This is a genomic window from Paractinoplanes brasiliensis, from assembly GCF_004362215.1.
GTDB classification, from domain to species: domain Bacteria; phylum Actinomycetota; class Actinomycetes; order Mycobacteriales; family Micromonosporaceae; genus Actinoplanes; species Actinoplanes brasiliensis.
Genome location: NZ_SNWR01000001.1, coordinates 6,139,576 through 6,158,726, shown reverse-complemented (window position 1 = coordinate 6,158,726; position 19,151 = coordinate 6,139,576). Strand labels below are relative to the sequence as shown.

General features: G+C 72.5%; 9 protein-coding genes. 4 read left to right on the top strand and 5 right to left on the bottom strand.

What is annotated here, in order from left to right; translation table 11 throughout:
* Positions 1-10 precede the first annotated feature (10 nt).
* Genes C8E87_RS27900 through C8E87_RS43865 form a run of 4 tightly spaced genes read left to right on the top strand, consistent with a single transcriptional unit; the run spans position 11 to position 14,243 of the window.
* Positions 11-3,424: a DUF6603 domain-containing protein gene (locus tag C8E87_RS27900; protein WP_133875833.1), complete on the top strand. Its 3,414-nt coding sequence runs from the start codon at positions 11-13 to the stop codon at positions 3,422-3,424.
* Complete coding sequence (locus tag C8E87_RS27895) at positions 3,421-6,759, top strand: hypothetical protein (RefSeq protein ID WP_133875832.1); 3,339 nt, start codon at positions 3,421-3,423, stop codon at positions 6,757-6,759. Before C8E87_RS27900 ends, C8E87_RS27895 begins: the two co-directional genes overlap by 4 nt.
* Positions 6,760-6,766: 7 nt before the next feature.
* A complete protein-coding gene (locus tag C8E87_RS27890) occupies positions 6,767-12,427 on the top strand; it encodes a hypothetical protein (RefSeq protein WP_133875831.1) in 5,661 nt (1,886 codons plus the stop codon).
* Positions 12,420-14,243 carry a hypothetical protein gene (locus C8E87_RS43865; protein ID WP_166661258.1) on the top strand — a complete coding sequence of 608 codons (1,824 nt, stop codon included), beginning with the start codon at positions 12,420-12,422 and terminating at the stop codon, positions 14,241-14,243. Before C8E87_RS27890 ends, C8E87_RS43865 begins: the two co-directional genes overlap by 8 nt.
* A gap of 86 nt (positions 14,244-14,329) precedes the next feature.
* On the opposite strand, the gene C8E87_RS27880 is transcribed toward C8E87_RS43865, so the two are convergent.
* Genes C8E87_RS27880 through C8E87_RS27865 form a run of 5 tightly spaced genes read right to left on the bottom strand, consistent with a single transcriptional unit; the run spans position 14,330 to position 19,058 of the window.
* Positions 14,330-15,175, bottom strand: coding sequence for a class II fructose-bisphosphate aldolase (locus C8E87_RS27880; RefSeq protein WP_133875830.1), 846 nt, complete (start codon positions 15,173-15,175; stop codon positions 14,330-14,332).
* Positions 15,172-16,104: a 1-phosphofructokinase family hexose kinase gene (locus C8E87_RS44650; protein ID WP_203720732.1), complete on the bottom strand. Its 933-nt coding sequence runs from the start codon at positions 16,102-16,104 to the stop codon at positions 15,172-15,174. The genes C8E87_RS27880 and C8E87_RS44650 overlap by 4 nt, the downstream gene beginning before the upstream one ends.
* On the bottom strand, positions 16,101-17,009 hold the full coding sequence (locus C8E87_RS44645) for a DMT family transporter (RefSeq protein WP_203720733.1): 909 nt from the start codon (positions 17,007-17,009) through the stop codon (positions 16,101-16,103). The genes C8E87_RS44650 and C8E87_RS44645 overlap by 4 nt, the downstream gene beginning before the upstream one ends.
* Positions 17,006-17,941, bottom strand: coding sequence for an N-acetylglucosamine kinase (locus tag C8E87_RS27870; protein ID WP_133875829.1), 936 nt, complete (start codon positions 17,939-17,941; stop codon positions 17,006-17,008). The genes C8E87_RS44645 and C8E87_RS27870 overlap by 4 nt, the downstream gene beginning before the upstream one ends.
* A 1-nt stretch (position 17,942) precedes the next feature.
* Entirely contained in the window at positions 17,943-19,058 is a 1,116-nt protein-coding gene (locus C8E87_RS27865; protein WP_133875828.1) for an SIS domain-containing protein, read from the bottom strand.
* Positions 19,059-19,151: the final 93 nt, after the last annotated feature.

Genomic DNA, 19,151 nt, shown 5'->3' with positions numbered 1-19,151 from the left:
AGGAGGCGTCATGGCCGACGAGACCGCCCAGATCATCCGGCTGGCGGCCTGGCTCGGTCGCGCCCTCGGCAGCGCCGACGCGCTCTTCGCCGACCTCGACACCGAGCAACTCGGGCTCACCCTGCCGCCCGCCGTTCTCGGCGACCCGGCCGTGGCGTCGAGGGCCGAGCAGTGCGCCGCCAAGAGCGTCGTGCTCCGCGACCGCAGCGACGCCCTCGCCGCGTCCGCGACGGCCGGCGACGAGACGGCGATGCCGGCCGCGTTCGTACGCCTGGGCGCCGCACTCGGCGAGTTCGCCGTGGCCCTGGCCGACCTGGTGACCAGTGTGCGGGCGGCGATCACCCCGGCCACGGTGCCCGATCCGGCCGAGCGCGCCGGCGCCGAGGACTTCGCGGCCGGCTTGGCCAAGGTGATGGCCGACTACGCCATCGGCGCGGCCATCACCGACGAGACCCCGACGCTGGGCCTGATCCTGCGGCTGCTGGGGCTGCTGGACTGGAGCGAGTCGCACGCCGACCCGGCCAACCCGCTCAGCCAGCGCCACGTGCGCCGGCGGCTTCAGCTGGACCGGTTCCAGGGCCTGGTCAACGAACCGGAGGCGCACCTGCGGGACACGCTCGGCTGGGGCGCGGCGGATTTCGATCCCCTCGACCTGTTCACCCTGATCACCGACCTGTTCCCGGACGAGTCCGACGTGTCGGCCGGTCTCGACGGCGGCGAGCCCTTCCTGCAGCTGGGCGCCTTCCGGTTGCAGCGCGACCCGGCCACTGTCCCGCCCGGGCTGACTCTGCTGTTCCTCGGCCGCCTCGGGGCCGCGCTCGACGAGCGGTTCGACGTGTTCGACGGCTGGGACATCGTCTTCCAGGCCTCAATGCGGCTGCTCGGCCAGATCCGCGGGGCGATCAGCCCACCGCTGAACGTGCGGCTGATACCGCCGGCCGAGATCGGCGGGGAGGTTCGGCTCTTCCTCGAGCGGCGGCTCGACGCGCGCCCGTTCGACCTGGTCGCCGGCAACGGCCTGGTCACCATGTCGGTGGACAACCTGGGCCTCGGCGTGGGGCTCGAGGCCGCCTGGAACCCCGCCGACGGCGCCGCCACCATCAATCCGCTGCTGTTCGCCAACCTCACCAAACTGAGCCTCAAGCTGGGCAGCGACGACGCGGACAGCTTCATCGGCTCGCTGTTGTCCGGCGCCGACGTCCAGGGCGAGTTCGACCTCGGGCTGGAGTGGAGCGGCGACCTCGGCATGCGGGTCACCGCCAGCGGCGGGATCGAGATCGCGTTACCGATCCACAAGAACCTCGGACCGGTCACCCTGGAGACGGTCTATCTGGCGCTGCGGATCCTCGCCGACGGCACCCTGGCATGGGAGACCTCGGCCGCTCTCACCGGGACGATCGGCCCGCTGTCGGCCGCGGTCGACCGGATCGGCGCGCAGCTGGATCTCCGGTTCGCCACCGGCGCCGACGCCGCCTTCGGGCCGTTCGACCTCGCCCTCGGCTTCAAGCCGCCGAACGGCATCGGCCTCGCGGTCGACGCCGGCGTGGTGAAGGGCGGCGGTTACCTCTACATCGACGCCGAGCGCGGCGAGTACGCCGGCGCCCTGGAGCTGGTGTTCAGCGGCTTCCTCACGTTGACCGCCGTCGGCATCATCACCACGAAGAACCCCGACGGCACCCCGGGCTTCTCGCTGCTGATGATCATCACGGCGCAGTTCGGCACGCCGTTCCAGCTGGGCTTCGGGTTCGTCCTGGTCGGGGTCGGCGGGCTGCTCGGCCTCAACCGGTCGATGAACCTGGACGCCCTGGCCGAGGGCGTGCGCAGCGGCGCGATCACCTCCGTGATGTTCCCCGAGAACGTCGTCGAGAACGCGCCCCGGATCATCAGCGACCTGCGCCGGTTCTTCCCCGCGCACGAGGGCACCTTCCTGATCGGCCCGATGGTCAAGCTGGGCTGGGGCACCCCGCCGCTGATCACCGCGAGCATCGGCATCATCATCGAGATCCCGGGCAACGTCGCGATCGTGGGCGTCCTGCGGGTGGTGCTGCCGACCGAGGAGGCCTCGGTCCTGCGGTTGCAGGTCAACCTGATCGGCGCCATCGAGTTCGACAAGCAACGCCTCTGGTTCTTCGCCGCCCTGTACGAGTCGCGGGTCGTGTTCATCACCCTGGAAGGCGAGATGGGCCTGCTGGTCGCCTGGGGCTCGGACGCCAACTTCGTGCTGTCCGTCGGTGGCTTCCATCCGCAGTTCAGCCCGCCGCCGCTGCCGTTCCCGAGCCCGCGCCGGCTGGCGTTCAGCATCCTCGACGAATCCTGGGGCCGCATCCGGGTCAGCGGCTACTTCGCGGTGACCTCGAACACCGTGCAGCTCGGGGCAAGCGTCGAACTCTTCTTCGGGCTCGACGAGGTCAGCGTGTCCGGTCACTTCGGCTTCGACGCGCTGTTCCAGTTCAACCCCTTCTACTTCGTCCTCGAGATCTCAGCGGGTGTCGAGCTCAAGGTCTTCGGCCTCGGGCTGTTCGGCATCTCCCTCAAGCTGAGCCTGGAAGGGCCGACGCCCTGGCATGCCAAGGGGTACGGCAAGCTCAGCCTGCTGTTCTTCTCGATCAAGGCGAACTTCGACTTCACCTGGGGCGAACAGCAGGACAGCGGGCTCCCGCCGATCGCGGTCCTGCCACCGCTCGCGGCCGAGCTGGCCAACCCGGGGAACTGGAAGGCGATCGCGCCCGGCGCCAGCACCGTCCTGGTGACGCTGCGCCCGCTGCCGGACAGCGACGCCCTCGTGCTGCACCCGCTCGGCTCGCTGCACGTGTCGCAGCGCTACGTGCCGCTGTCCATCACGTTGGACAAGGTGGGCACCCAGAAGCCGAGCGACGGCACCAAGTTCGAGGTGACGGCACTGGGCGGCCTCGCCCGCGTCGGCGACGCCGAGGAACCCTTCGCGATCGCCCAGTTCCAGGACTTCACCGACGCGCAGAAGCTGTCCAAACCGGCGTTCGAGAACCAGCGCTCCGGCCTCCAGCTCGCCCCGGCCGATCAGAGCATGGCCACCGGCCGGGCAGTCGAGCGCCACGTCCGCTACGAGACGGTGATCCTCGACCGCAACCGGCCGCGCGTCGTCATCGTGCTCTACGCGTTCCTCCAGGTGCTGTTCCGCCACTTCCTCGGCGGCGCGAGCGTGGCCCGTTCGCCGCTGTCACAGAACATCAAGACCCAGTTCGATCCGTACGCCGAGAAGATCGTCGTCGGCAAGGGAGGGTTCGTCGTCGCCTCCACCGTGGACAACACGCCGATCCATGAGGATGCGGTCTTCCCGAGTGCGGCGCGGGCCGAGGAGCACCTCGCCGCTCAGCTGGCCGCCGACCCCGGCCTGCGCGGGAATACGCACGTCATACCCATGGCCGAGGTGGCGGGGGCGGCATGACCGAGATCGGCGCCTACACGTTCCTGCCGTGGTTCCGGCAGGGCATCGCCAACAGCGTCGAGGCCGCCGACCTGGACCCGGCGGTCCGCACCCGGGCCACCGTCGACGTGCAGTTGCGGGTCACCGGCACGCCGGTGGTGGCGGGCACGACCGTGCAGCAGGACATCCAGCGCGACGTCGAGCTGTACGGCCCCGGCGACGTGATCGGCGTCGAGTCCCGGGCGATCGTCAAGGTCGAGCCGCGCGACTGGATCACCAATTTCGAGCCGAACTACCTGCCCTACATCGATTTCTACGACGAGGACTTCCCGTGGCGGTACACGCCAGCCGCCCCGCAGGCCGACAACAAGAGCCGCCTGCGCCCCTGGCTGGCGCTCGTGGTGCTGGCCGAGGATGAGTTCCGCGACGGCGCCGTCGGGATCGCCGGCCGGCCGCTGCCCTTCGTGGACATCGCCGATCCGGTGGTGTTCCCGCCGTCGGACGACCTGTGGGCGTGGGCGCACGTCCACGTCAACCAGCCGCTCGTGCCGGGCGAGGCGATCGTCGCCGGGGAGAACTCCGGACCTGTCCTGGACGGGCTGGCCACCATCCTGGCCACCAACCCGGATCTGGCGTACTCCCGGATCGTGTCGCCGCGGCTACTCGAGACCAACACGGCCTACCACGCCTTCCTGATGCCGGTCTTCGAGTCGGGGCGGCTGGCCGGGCTGGGCGCCGACCCGGCCGGCACCCCGTTCGCCACGCACGCGGCCTGGGACCCGTACCCGAACCCGGCCGACCGCCCGGACGCGACGTCCTACCCGTACTACCACCGCTGGTATTTCCGCACCGGGACGGTGGGCGACTTCGAATATCTGGTGCGGCTGCTCGAGCCCCGGCCGATGGACGTCCGGGTCGGCCGGCGAGACATCGACGTGCAGGCGCCGGGGAGCGACCTGCCCGGCATCACCGATCCGGCGCTGCACGGCGTGCTGCGTCTCGGCGGCGCCCTGCAGGTGCCGGCGGCCGCGCAGGACGAGGCCGAGCAGGAGAAGGCGGCGCTCTACGAGAACTGGGACGAGCCGCATCCGCACCCGTTCCAGACGCAGCTGGCCGCCTTCGTGAACCTGGCCGACGACTACGCCCGGATCGATCCGGCGACCGCGAAGGCGAACCCGGACCTGCCCGCCGCGATGCGGGCGGACGACGATCCGGATCCGCTGATGACGCCGCCGATCTACGGCCGCTGGCACGCCAAGACGCCGCGCCTGCTCACCGATGCCGACGGCTGGGTGCACGAGCTCAACCTCGACCCGCGGTTCCGCACCGCCGCGGGCTTCGGGACGGACGTGGTCCGGGCCAACCAGGAGGCGTACATGAACGCCGCCTGGGAACAGCTCGGCGACGTGCTGGCCGCGAACCGCGAGATCCGCCTCGCCCAGGTCGCGGTGCAGGTGAGCTGGACCTGGCACCAGACCATGGCGACCCTCGCCACCGCCAACCCGCAGCGGTTCCTCGGTCTCACCACCCCGGTCGACGGCCGCGTCCTGCTGCGCTCCGGCACCATCGAGGGCGGCCGGACCACCCGGTTGCACCAGGTGCGGACCAGCATCGTGCCGCGGGCGGCGAGCTCCGCGCCGATGCGCCGGATCCTCCGCCCGCGCGGCCGGACCGTGGAGCGGCTCGGCCTGCTGCCGGACGAGCTGGTCGGCCGGATCAACGACGGATCGGTCCAGCCGGCCCCGCCCAAGGTCACCCCGCCGAATCTGTCCACCGTGGATGATGTAGCCGGAGCTTTGCTGCCGCCGGTGCCCGGCTGGCTCATCGCCGCCCTGCGCCGCTCGCGGTGGCTGCTGTGGCTGCTCCTGCTGCTGGCCGTGATCGCGGTGGTGGCCGGCCTGTCCGGAGGCATCCTCGGCGGGCTGATCGGCATCCTGATCGCCGCCGGCCTGGCCGTCGCCGGGTGGTACCTGCGCCGGCTGGCCCGGCAGGTCGCGGCGGCGGACGCGGTGGGCCCGGCCGGGCAGACCCCGGAGGCGGTGGATCGGCTGCCGGCCCGGCCGGACTTCACCCTGCAGCCGGCCGGCAGCACCGATCAGCCGGCCGCCGGCGGAACGGATGCGACCGAGGCCGTACGGCTGAAGCAGGCGCTCCGGGAGGCGTACCGGCTGGTGCAGTCGAGCGCGGCCGTCGCGGTGGAACCGGCGCGCTCCCCGCTCGTGCTGGACACGATGGTGACCGGCACGCTGGCGGCACTGCACCCGGCGATCACCGTGCCGCGCCGGATCGCCGCCGCGCTCGAGCTGCCGACCCGGATCACCGGCGCCATGACCGGCGACCTGCAGACCGTCGATCAGGTCTTCGCCTACCCGCGGATCGACCTCCCGATGTACGCGCCGCTGGCGGCCATCTCCCCCGAGCTGCTGCTGCCGAACCTCGACCTGGTCGCGCAGAACAGCATCTCCTTGCTGGAGACCAACCAGCGGTTCATCGAGTCCTACCTGGTCGGGCTCAACCACGAGTTCGCCCGCGAGCTGCTCTGGCGGGAATACCTGACCGACCAGCGCGGCAGCTACTTCCGGCAGTTCTGGGACGCCGGCGGCCGGTACCGCCCGGACGGCGGCGACCCGGAGGCCCAACGCGAGAGCCTGCGCGACATCCCACCGCTGCACGAGTGGCCGACGACGTCACACCTGGGCGACCACGACAACCGCGCGCCGTCCGACCCGGCCCGGCAGGAGGTCGTCCTGGTCGTGCGCGGCGAGCTGCTCAAGAAGTATCCGACCGCGGTGATCTACGCGCACCGGGCCGAGTGGACGGTCGACGACGCCGGAGCGATCGACCGGTCGCAGCCGCGCCGGCTGGTCACGCTCAGCGCCGCCGAGGAGGCGGACCCGCCCCTCAGCAAGGTCAAGACGCCGCTGTACGAGGCGAAGGTCGACCCGGACATCTACTTCTTCGGCTTCGACCTGACCACCGCGGAGGCAGCCGGCGAGACCGAGGCGGACCCGGACGATCCGGGCTGGTTCTTCGTGATCAAGGAACGCCCCGGCGAGCCGCGCTTCGGTTTCGACATCGAGCAGGACGGCGGGGCGCCGAAAAGCTACTGGAACGACCTGTCGTGGGCGGACGTGCTGCCCGGCGGCGTGGCGGGCGACTTCCTGCGACCGGCGCCGGCGCCGGCGGTCGTCCTGGTGCCGCCGCCCGGCTCGTCCACGCCCGAACAGCAGGCGCAGCACGCCGAGGACGTGCAGGTCGGCTGGCACGAGGACGTCTCCGCCGCCGAGCTGGCCTACGTCATGTACCAGGTGCCGGTCCTGGTGGCCGTGCACGCGACCAGAATGCTTCCGGGGTGAGCCGGCGATGAGCCAGATCGACGACATCGGCGGACGGCTGACCGCGGCCCGCGCGCGGCTGGCGGAATGCGAGGCGCGGCTCTTCCGGGCGACCGAGGCGCGTGCCCGGGTCGCCACTCAGCGGCTGCGACTGCAACGGTCGTTCGACGAGAGCCGCGCCGCGGACCGCGAGCTGGCCGCGGCCCTGCGCGGCCGGGCAGCCGAGCTCGACACCGCCATCGCCGAGCAGCAGGTGCTCCGGGAGCAGGCGAGCGCGACGGTCGCCGAGCTGACCGCGGCGTTCGCGGCGTTCACCGACCCGCGGGAGAACCTCGGCGTGCGGGCGGCCGACCTGCCGTTCCTGATGTTCCCGCTGCGCCTGGAGACCCGGTTCACGAAGGCCGGCGGCGCCGACGAACTGCTGGTGCGGGTCTATCCGGACGACTGCCTGATCGACTCGTTCGAGGACACCCCCGCCGAGCCGGAGCTGATGGCGACGGATCGGTTCTGGGTCGACTGGTTCGCGGCCGGCGGGGACGAGTCGCTGCGCCGCGGCGCGTGGCAGGCCTTCGCCGCCGCCTCGGGACACGGCCGGGCGGCCTGGCTGCTCGGACAGCACGCCCCGCCGGCCGATGCGACCTTCCCGGTCCGTACGGACCCGAGCGACGTGTTCCTCGTGATCGTCGCGCTGCCCTCGGTGCCGGCCGCCGAACAACCCGCCGTCGCCGCCTACTGGGCCGCCGTCTGGCGGGCCGGCGCCGACCCGGCCGCCCGGCAGGCTGCCGACACGGCGCTGGACGACGCGGTGGGTGCGGGCCGGGCGGCCGAGCTGCGCGCGGGGACCGTGCCGCGGAACCTCGCGGCGCAGCCGATCGCGGGAGCCGACCGCGCCAAGGTCCGGGTCGAGGCCGGTTTCCTGGAACTGCCCGACCGCTCGGCCGCCGACGCGCAGCGGATGCCCTGGTCGCACCCGCCGACGGTGCGGTTGCTGCCGGAGCGGTTCGTGCTGCTGGCGTACCGCTCCGGGGTCAAGGTCGTCGACAAGCTCGGCGCCCTGATACCGCACCCGCTGGCCACCGGCGTCGACCCGCTCGCCGCCGGTGCCGATCAAACCAGTTCCGCGGACGGCGAGATCGTGCTCGGCGAGCCGATCCGCTGGCTGGCCGACTTCGAGGAGGCGGTCCGGATCGGGATGGGCTTCCGGATCACCGCTGACGACGTGGACGTCGCACCGGGCTTCGACGAGCTGCTGGTCCTGGGCGTACGGATGGCGGCCGACCCGGCTGCGTGCAAGGCGGGCGTCGAGGAGCTGTTCGCTCATCATCGCGACGGCACGGCCGGTTTCAGCGTGCTTCCGCAAGGCTCGGCCACCAACAACGTCGAGCAGGCCGGCTCGTCGTTCTCGGCGCGGGAAGACCCGGACGAGAGCTACGACCTGGTGCTGGGCGGCCTGCCGCCGCTCGCCCGGAGCGACGACTGGCTGACCCGGCCAGACGGGCAGTGGCTCGCCGAGATGCTCGGCGTCGACCTGGCCACCTTCGACCGGACGAGCGGCGCCCGGGGCCGCGACCAGGTCGAAGCGCGCGCCATGAACATCGCCCTGTGGCCTGCGACCTGGGGATACTTCCTCGAGACGATGCTCCGGCCGCTGCTCGGCGCCCACACCGTCGAGCTGGTCCGCTGGTTCTTCACCCACCTCGTGGTCGGCCGCGGCACGGTGCCGGCCATCCGGATCGGCGACCAGCCGTACGGGATCCTGCCGACCACGGCCCTCAGCCGGATCTCCCTGGCCGAGGTGCCGCCCGCCGCGGTGCTCGACCCGCCGCCCGGAGCCGGCGCCTTCGTGGCCCGGCTGGAACGTTTGCTGGCGCAGGTCCGCGAGGACTGGGAACCGCTGGTCGCCGCGGTGCCGACGGTGGACTCCCCGGGCGATCCGCATCAGTTGCTGCTCGACATCGTCGGGCTGCACGGCTCCTCGGTCGAGTTCCACCAGCGCTTCGCGGAGAGCCTCGAGGAGCTCACCAACCGGATGCGGCTGGACGGCTTCCTCGGACAGCTGATCGCCGCCCTGGTCGCGGTGAACTACCAGGCCACCGGCATGTCAGTGCTCGGCCGGCTCGGCCACGACGGCACCGAGATCCCCGAACTGCTGGAGAAGTTCTTCCTCGACGACGCGAACAAACTCATGGGTACGGTCGTCGACGACCCGCCGGTGTCGGAGACCGTTCCGGTGCGGCCCTCCACCGACGACGGCCGCAACTATCTGCGCTGGCTGATCGACGCGGCCCGGGAGTCCCTCGACGCGGTGCGCCGGCAGGAGGGGTTCACCGCCGGCAAGCCGCCGACCGCGCTGCTCTTCCTGATGCTGCGGCACGCCGTCGAACTGGGTTACTGGGACGCCTCGCTCCGCCTGTACGAGGAGGCCGGCGTGCTGTCCGCCGACCAGCTGGCGGTGGCCCGGCTGGACCCGAGCTTCGTGCACGTCGCCTCGCCCGGCGGCCTGGCCGAACGGGCCCGGCCGGCCCCGGAGCCCACGCTGTCCACCTCCGGCAAGCCGGTGCGGTTCGACCAGCGCAGCGAAAGCCGCTACGAGTTCCTCTACCGGCCGGCCAGCCGGATCACCGGCAGCGACGACCTGCTCGTGATGGACTACATCAGCCGCAACCTCGGCGAGCGGTCCGCCACCCGGCACCTCGACGCGCAGCTCGCGGCGCTGGAGGAACTCGCCGACGCACCGACCGCGCGGCTCGGACGGGCCTTCGGCGAACACGTCGACCTGTGCACCTACCGCCTGGACGCCTGGCGGAGCGGCCTGGTGAATTACCAGCTCGCGGCGATCCGCTACGGCGGCCGAGACGAGCAGAGCGTCCGGACCGGCCTGCACCTGGGCGCGTTCGGCTGGCTCAGCGGCGTGCGCCCGGAGGGCAAGGTGCTGACCGAGGTCGAGCTGCCGCCGGACCTCGATGCGATCTTCAATCCGCCGGGCCCGGTGCGGCCGCCGCTGGTGCGGGACAGCACCAACGGCGGCTTCATCCAGGCGCCGTCCATGAACCAGGCCACCACGGCCGCGATCCTGCGCAACGGGTTCCTGGCCAACGCCGCACCGGGCAACCCCGGAACCCTGGCGGTGAACCTCTCCGCCGAGCGGGTGCGCGCCGCGCTCGGTGCGATCGAGGGGATCCGGGCCGGGCAGCAACTCGGCGCGCTGCTCGGCTATCAGCTGGAACGCGGGCTGCACGACCGGCACGCCGACGCCGAGGTGGACCGGTTCATCTATCCGCTGCGCAAGGCTTTCCCGCTGGTCGCGGACCATCTCACCGACACCGTGTCGGACGACGCCGACGACATCGCGCTGGTCGAGGCGCGCAACGTGGTCGACGGGTTCGCGCTGGTCGACCAGATCAACCGCACCGGCGCGACAACGTACCCGTTCGGGGCCACGCTGCCATCGGCCACCGCCGCCGAGGCCGCCGTGCTCAACGACGAGGTCGCCAAGATCCGGGACCTCAACGACGCGGTTGCCGACCTGGCGCTCGCCGAGGGCGTCTTCCAGACCGTGCTCGGCAACAGCGACCGGGTCGCGTCCACCCTCGACGCCTACAGCCACGGAGACTTCCCACCCGAGCCGGCGGTGGTCGCCAACCCCCGCAGCGGCATCCACCTCACCCATCGGATGGGCCTGCACCTGGTGGCGGGTCTCGACCCGGACGTGTCGCCGAACGCGGTGCCGGTCACGCCGCGCTCCCGGGTGGAGCCCGCAGTGAACGCCTGGCTCGACGAGCATCTGCCGGCCCCGGCCGACGTTCTCTGCACCGCGACCTACGTCGACGCCACCGACGGGGTCACCCGGACCGTCGAGGTGACCCAGGCCGACCTCGGTCTGCAGCCGATCGACCTGCTCCACACCCTCAACCCGCAGTCCGACCAGGCGATGACCGGCCTCGACGACCTCGTTGTGCAGCACGTGCTGGCAACCGTGCCGGCTCGGTGGGACACGGCCGTCCAGGTCGACCACACGGCACGCGTCGTGGGCCGGCCCGCCTACTCGTTCTTCGAGGTCGGGGCGCTGATCGCGCCGCTGCGTACGCTCCTGCTCGCCGCCCGCCCGCTGACCGCGGCCGACATCTCGCTGCCGAACGAGACCTCGGCCGACCAGCCGGACGGCATCGTCGTCGACCCGGTCCGGCTCACCGGGCCGCTGGCCGGCCTGCGTGCGCTGGTGACGGCCGCCGGTGCGGGAGACGACCTGACCACGCTCGCCGCGGACCTCGCCGCGTTGCTGTCCGACCCGGTCACTCATCGCGCCGACCTTCTCGACGGCATCGACGGCTGGCTCGACCGGCTGCTCCCGCTCTACTCGGCGGCCGGGTTCTACGCCGTCCCGGGTGCCGGTTCCGGCTTCGCGTACGACTGGAAGGCCGCCCGGTTCGCCGAGGTCCTCGCGGCCGTCGGCACGGTCGTGGAGCGCTGGCGGGATCGGCTCGCCCGGTATGACGACCTGACCACCGTGCAGCTGCCGCTCGCCGGTTCCGACGACGAGCGGTTCGCCATCCTGCGCGCCGCCGAGGCGGAGATCGCCACCACGGCCACCGTTCCGCTGCCCGCCACCACGGCCGCCTACCTGGTCGCGCTCGCCACGGCCCGCCAGGCGTTCGCCGGCAAACTCGACGACCTCAACGCCATCACCACCGAGCCGGGCACGCCCGAACTCGCCGCGCTGCTGCAGCGGGTGGCGGCCGTTCAGCCGCTGGCCGCGTACGAAAGCATTGGTCTTGATCTTTCGGCGATCGAGAATGAGGTGATCCGGTTCGCCGGTGAGCTGCACGCCCGGATCACCCTGCTGGCGGACGGCATCACCAGCCGGGCAGACGGTGCGCAGGCCCTGCTCGACCAGGCGGCCGGCAGCTCCGGCCGGACAGCGGCCCAGCTCCATCTCGATGCGGCGAAGGTGCTGCTGGGCGACGACTTCCGGATGGTCTGGGAGTTCACCGCCTCGGCCGGGCAGGCGAGCGAGCTGGCGAAGGCCTACGCGGATCGCGCGCTGCTGCTGTCCTACCTCACCGACCCGGCACCGGCCGGGCTCGAGCTCGACCAGCCAGTGGACGACTGGTTCGCCGGCGTCGCCCGGGTCCGCGAGCCCGCCCGCGCGTGGGAGCTCGTGGTGGCGCTGACCGGCGCCTTCCGGAAGGCCGAGCCCGAACTGACCCCGATCCAGCTGCCCTACCACGCCGACGACCGCTGGCTGGGCCTCGACCATCCGGCCGACTACGCCTTCGACGGCGAGCGGCTGCTCTACACCGCGCACCACGCGCGACCGTACGACCCGGCGGCACGCCAGTGCGCGCTGCTGCTCGACGAGTGGACCGAGGTCATTCCCCGGCCGGCGGAGACCACCGGGCTCACCTTCCACTACGACCGGCCCAACTCGGAGCCGCCGCAGGTGCTGCTGCTGGTCACCAGCCCGCAGCCGGCCGAGTCGTGGCAGTGGGAGGACCTGGTCGACGGCGTACGCGAGGTGTTCGTCGAGGCCCGGTTGCGGGCGGTGGAGCCCAGCCGGCTGGACACGACCGAGTATGCGGCGCTGCTGCCCGCGACCCTGTCTGCGGTGACCCGCTACCCGATCACCATGATGCTCAATCTGGCGCTGAACAACGACCTGACGGCGGTTCTGGAGGGCGGCGATGGCTGAGATCGAGAACATGCGCGCCGCGCTGGACGAGCGGATCCTGCCGACCGTGACGCGCTGGAACCGGCTGGAAGGCCGGCCGCGGCTGGCCGACTTCGACCGCGCGCTGCGCGCCGAGGTGCGCGATCCGCTGTGGATGCTTGCCCGGCAGTGGCAGCTCGGCGAGCTGTTCGGCGACGATGCCGGATCGCCGGTCTTCGCCCAGGCGCACGTCGCCACCACCCGGCTCACCAAATACCGGGCCGGGGACCACGATGCGCGGGAGTTCCTGACCACGGTTCCGCTGGAGGCGCAGGTCGAGGCCCGTCCGGTGCCGTACCTGGCGGGCGGCGCGGTCCTCTCGCTCGACCTGCGGCTGCTCCTCGGCCGGCGCTGGCTCAAGCTCGTCCGGGCGGTGGGCGACTTCGACGACGAGTTCATCGACGGTTATCCGGTCGACCACCCCGACCCGGACGACCCGGCGGACGCCCTGATCGTCGCCCACCCGGAGGTCTGGCAGCAGGTGGCCGCGCTGGCCGGCCGGGTCATGGACGGCTACCTGCTGTACGACTACCTGCGCGCGGACGCGGCACACCACGCCTACGACGGCACGTCGATCGACGCGGCGGACTTCACCGTGGTCGACGAGCTGGCCGACCGGTTCCGCCGCTGGGCCGACACGCTGTTCTACCAGCCGCCGACCGGCGACGCCTGGCAGCCCGACCGCCTCGAATACCAGTTCGCGGTGTCCGCGCCGACTCCCGACGGCGAGCGGGTCTACCTGGCCGAGCAGTATTACCAGGGCCGGCTGGACTGGTACAACGTCGATGCCGCCCCGGCCGCGCCGCCGCTGTCCATCCCCGGCGACCCGCCGACCCCCGGGCCGCCCGAGCCGACCACGACCTCGTTCATCCCGGTCCAGGTGGTCTTCGACGGCATGCCGAACACCCGCTGGTGGGCATTCGAGGACCGGAAGACCAACTTCGGCGACATCCGCCCGGACACGACCGACCTCGCGAAGCTGCTGTTCATGGAGTTCGGCCTGGTGTACGCCAACGACTGGTACCTCGTGCCGCAGTCGCTGCCCGCGGGCAGCATCGCGCACGTCGCCGGGCTCGCGGTGACCAACGTGTTCGGGGAACGGTTCTGGATCGAACCGAGCGGGTCCGGCGCCGGCGACCAGTGGCAGCGCTGGTCGATGTTCACCAACGGCACCGACGACCTGGTGTTGCTGCCGACCGTCCCGAAGATCCAGGAGGGCAGACCCCTGGAGGAGGTGTGCCTGATCCGCGACGAGATGGCGAACATGGTGTGGGGAGTCGAGACGCGGGTGCCGTTGGCGACCGGCGGCAGCCGGCCCGGCGAGGAACTCGCCCGCGAGACGCTCGTCTTCCACCGCCGCATCCTCGACGCCGCGATCGCCGACGGCACCGTGGTGCCCCCGGCGGGCGACCCGCAGGCGCCGATTCGGTACCGGGTCATGGGCAGCGTGCCGGAGAACTGGATCCCGTTCATTCCGGTGCACGTCGACGGCGACAACCGGGAGATCCAGCTGCAGCGGGCCGCGATGCCGCGCATCCTGGACGGCGATCCCGCGCCGGCCCCGGTGCGGGTCCGGCCGCGCACGGTGCTGCTGCGCGAGGGCCTGGACGCCGCGCCGCCACGACCGTACTTCCTGCACGAGGAGGAGGTGCCGCGCAGCGGCGTCGCGGTGAGCCAGAGGTTCCAGCGCACCCGGTGGTACGACGGCCGGGTCGTCACCTGGGTGGGCGTGCACAAGCAGACCGCGCGGCGCACGCGCAGCAGCGGTCTGGGGTTCGACTACCTACAGGCCACGTGACCGGCCCGCACGGCTGGGACGCGTGGCAGCAGAACCTGATCGACTTCGCACCGCGGCTGTTCCGAGGAGATCAGACCCGCCTGAAGTCACCGGGCCGCCAGTGACTGCTCCCCGGCCAGCAGGGTCAGCGTGCGGGCCACCTCGCCGCGCACGGCCGCCCGGCCGGGGGCCAGGTATTTGCGCGGATCGGTGAGATCGGCGCGGGCGGCGAGCACCTCCCGCACCGCGCCGGTCATCGCCCGGTTCAGCAGCGTGCCCACGTTGACCTTGACGATGCCGTGCGCGACGGCGCGGCGCAGCCCGTCGTCCGGCACCCCCGAGGAGCCGTGCAGCACCAGCGGCACCGGCACCGCGGCGGCGAGCCGCTCGATCAGGCGGTCGTCGAGCACCGCGTCCCGGCTGGCCATGGCGTGCGCCGAGCCGACCGCCACGGCCAGCGCGTCGACGCCGGTGGCGGCCACGAAGCCGGCGGCCTCGGCCGGGTCGGTACGCACCCCGGGGGCGTGCACGCCGTCCTTGCCGCCGATCGCCCCCAGCTCCGCCTCGACCCAGCAGCCCGCCGCGTGGCACCGCTCGGTCACCGCCCGGGTGCGGGCCACGTTTTCGGCGTACGGCAGGGTGGCCGCGTCGAACATCACCGACGGCAGGCCCAGCTCGATCGCCTCGTCGATCAGCGTCTCGTCCTCGGCGTGGTCGAGGTGCACCACCACCGGCACGTCGGCCGTGCCGGCCATGCTGAGGCACGCCGCGGCGATCGGCGCCAGCGAGCCGTGGTAGCGCACGGCGTTCTGCGAGATCTGCAGGATCACCGGCAGCCCCGCGTCCTCGGCGCCGCCCACGACGGCCTCGGCGTGCTCGAGCGTGATCACGTTGAAGGCGCCGATGCCCCGCCCGCTGCCCCGCAGCTCCTCCACGATCGACGGCTTGGTCACGGCAGTTCCTCCACGGTGATGTCATCGCGCCAGCGGGCGCGGGCTTCCAGGTCGATGTCGCCGGCCACCGGCCGCAGCACACAGGCGGCGGCGGTCGCCACAGCGTCGGTCAGGGCGTCCGGCCAGGACGCCCGGGCGGTCAGCTGCAGGGCCAGGGCGGCGGCTGCCGCGTCGCCGGCCCCGGTCGGGTTGCCGTCCACGGTCTCCGCCGGGAGCGCGAGCCAGGCGCCCGGCGGCGTCACCGCCACCGCGCCCTGCTCGCCGAGCGTCACGACGACGGCCGCCGCACCGCCGTCGAGCAGGCGGCGCCCCCACCCGGCGACGTCCCGGGCCGACGGGACGGCCGCGCCGACCAGCTCGGCGAGCTCGTCCCGGTTGGGCATGAGCACCGCGCCGGCCCCGGCCGCGAGCCGCAGCGCCTCGCCGGAGACGTCGGCGATGGCCGGGACGCCCCGCGCGGCGGCGAGCGCCACCAGGCGGGCCGGCAGGTCGGCGGGCAGCCCCGGTGGGACGCTGCCGGAAACCACCAGGGCGTCCGCGCTCGCCAGCTCCTCGGCGACCGCGGCGGCCAGAGCCTCGGGAGTGCCGGGCGGCGCCGGGCTGCCCGGCTCCAGCAGGACGGTGGTCGACCCGTCCGCGCCGACCACGGCGATCGTGCGGCGGACCGCGTCGAACGCCGGGACCAGCCGGTAGGACAGCCCCAGCCGGTCGAGGCCGTCGCGGAACGGGTCGGGGGTGCGCAGCGCGGCCGGCGCCACGGCGACGGTGTCGCCGCCGAGCGCCCGCACCACAGCTGCCACATTGATGCCTTTGCCGCCGGCCCGCGACCGCACGGCCCCGACCCGCACGCTGCCGCCGGGGATGAGCGAGGCGACGTCGTAGGTGATGTCGATGGCCGGGTTCAGGGTGACGGTGACGACGCGGCTCACGACGCCATCAGCTCGGCGTTCTTCTCGGTGGTGTAGACCATCAGTGTCGAGCCGGCCAGCGCGAGCACGATGCCGGCGGTCTGGAAACCGGACGGGATGGTCTGGTAGACGACGAGCGACAGCGCGATGGTCAGCACCGGCGCGAGCGCGTTGGTGATCGGCGCGACCAGCGAGGCCTTGCCCCGGCTCATCGCCATCACCAGGAAGAGCGCGCCGACCGCGTTGAGCACCTGGGTCGCCGCGGTGAGCGCGGGCGCCTGCCACGGGAAGCCGGTCGGGAAGCCACCCATCATGATCAGCGCCACCGGGATGAGCACGATGCCGCTGATCGTCATCCAGCCGAAGGTGGTGGCGTCGTTGACGCCGGCCAGGGCCGCCTTGCGCATGTAGTACGCCTGCACTCCCCAGGCGACGCAGATCAGCACAGCCAGCAGCAGGTAGGGGCCGGTGGAGACGTCTTCGTCGCCGGGGGCGACGGAGAAGAGCACGATCGCGACCAGCGCGAGCACGACGCCGACGACGGCGAGGCGGGTGAGGCGCTCCTTCAGCGCGATCAGCGCCATCACCACGGTGATCGCCGGGGAGAGGGCGATGATCGGGAAAATGATGTACGCGGGCCCGATGGTCAGCGCCTTGAACAGCAGCAGCTGTCCGCCCGCCCCGGTGACGCCGATCAGCAGCCCGTAGAAGGCGGCGATCGGCCGGCGGTCGACGGTCGCGCCACGCAGGGCCGCCACCGCCGGGATGATCATCGTGATCGACCAGATGAGGTAGACCATCCCGTCGGGATAGCCGTACCTGCTGGTCGGCTGGCTGGAGAAGGCGCCCCAGACACCCCAGAAGAGAACCAGCAGCCCGGCGTACGGAATCCATCCGGTCCGGCGTGTCGCGGTGAGGGTGGTCATGCCGATATCCCTTCGAGGTGGAGGTGGTGCCCGGCGAGCCGGGCCGCGTAGATGGCGGCGCCGAGGTGCGGGGGGAACAGCGGGGTACGCAGCTCGTAGCGGTCGCCCAGGGCCGCGCGGAAGGCGGTGAGCAGGGGCGGGCAGGTGAACATCCCGCCGGAGTAGGACACCGGAACCGGCCCGGCGGGGAAGACGAGCGCCCGGGCCTGGGCGTCGACGAGCGCGGCGAGCTCGTGCCCGGCGTCGCGCAGGATCGCTGTGCAGGCCGCGTCGCCGGCCGCCGCGGCCTCGCTGACCAGCGGGCTGAGCGCGGCGATCCGGGCGCGGTCGCCCTTCCACCGGTTCAGCACGATGTCGACCACGTCGAGGTCGTCGGCGAGCCGCAGCTCCCGGCGGAGGATCGCGACGAGCGGGCCGCGAGGGAGGCGGCCGTCGCACATCCGGCTGAACGCGGCGAGCCCGCGGACGGCCACCCAGTAGCCGGACCCCTCGTCGCCGAAGAGCTCGCCCCAGCCGCCCGCCCTTGCCTGGCGGCGGCCGTTCTCCCCGTAGGCGATGGAGCCGGTGCCGGCCACGACGTTGATGCCGTCGGACCCGCCCAGCGACCCGGCCCAGCCGCAGATCATGTCGTTGCCGCAGCGGTGCCGGTCGTGCCCGAGGATCCCGCCGGGGATCGCGTCGAGCGCCGGGACGTCCCGGGCGACCTCGCCGTAGCAGGGGATGCCGAAGAACGCGTACGCGATCTCGGCGGGTCTGATGCCCGCAGCGGCGCAGACCTGCGCCACGCCGTCGGAAAGCAGTGGGGCGACGATGTCGATGCCGCTCATCAGGTAGTAGATGCTCGCGGTGCGGGCCTCGGCCACGACCGCGCCGTTCTCGTCGATCAGGCAGAACGCGGTCTTGCTGCCGCCGCCGTCCACGCCCAGGAACATGTCAGTCCTCGCCCTCGCCGAAGTGGTGGATGGTCACGCCCCGCACGACGCGGTTGACCTCGCCGGCCGGGAAGGGGTCGTCCGGGGTGTGGCCGCGGGCCAACGAGCAGGCCAGCGCAGTCAGCTGGGCGGTCAGCACGGCGGCGATCGCCCAGAGGGCGTCCGGGGTTCCGGGCGGGCGCGGCACGTTCCAGTGCGCGACCCCGCTCTCGTACGGCTCGTCGCCGATCACCACGACCCGGTCGGCGCCCAGCGACGTGACCAGCTCGCGTACCAGATCGAGGTCGTAGGCGCGCCGGTAGGCGTCGCCGGAGAGGAAGACAGCCGCGAGGGTGTCCGCGGTGAGTGCCGCCTTCGGCCCGTGCCGGAAGGCCAGTGTGGACTCGCCGAGCGCGAGGACGTCGCCGGCGGTCAGCTCCAGGCACTTCAGCGCGGCCTCGTGTGCGAGCCCTTTGAGGCCGCCGGAGCCGAGGTAGACGATCCGGTCGGGGGCGAGCGTGGTCACCGCCTTCTCGATGTCGGCGGCGTTGTCGAGCACCGTCTCCGCGGCGTTCGCGAGGGCGTCCACATCGGCGTCGCCGGCCAGGCTCAGATAGGCGGCGAGGACCATGCTGGTGAACGACGACGTCATGGCGAAGCCGCGGTCGTTGGTCGCGGGCGGCAGGTGGATCGCGGTGGCGTTCGCCGCGCCGGTGTAGCGGCGGCTCAGCGCGCCCTCGGCGTTGCAGGTGATCACCAGGTGGTGGGCCGGGTCGGCAAGCCGGTCGACCAGCTCGGCGGCGGCGACCGACTCGGGGCTGTTGCCGCTGCGGGCGAAGGAGACCAGCAGCATCGGGCGCCCGGGAACCGCGGCCGCCTCCGGGTCGGTGACGAGGTCGGTGGTCGGCACCGCCTCCACCGGCCGCCCGAGCCGTCGGGTGAGCTCTCCGGCCAGCAACTCGCCGGCGTAGGCCGAGGTGCCGGCTCCGGTCAGCACAATCCGGGTCCGCGGGTCGGCCAGGGCGGCGGCGAGAAGCCTGTCGATCTCACCGCGCGCGGCCGTGACGACGGCGCGGGTGGCGCGCCAGACGCTCGGCTGCTGCTCGATCTCCGCCTTGGTAAAGGCGCTGCTTGCCATGTGCTTACCTCAACTTTTGCTATCCGGTCTGGTTCTGGAAAGCTACTGGTATGCAACTGGGCTGTCAATGGGGCGTGCTGGTATGCTGCTGGT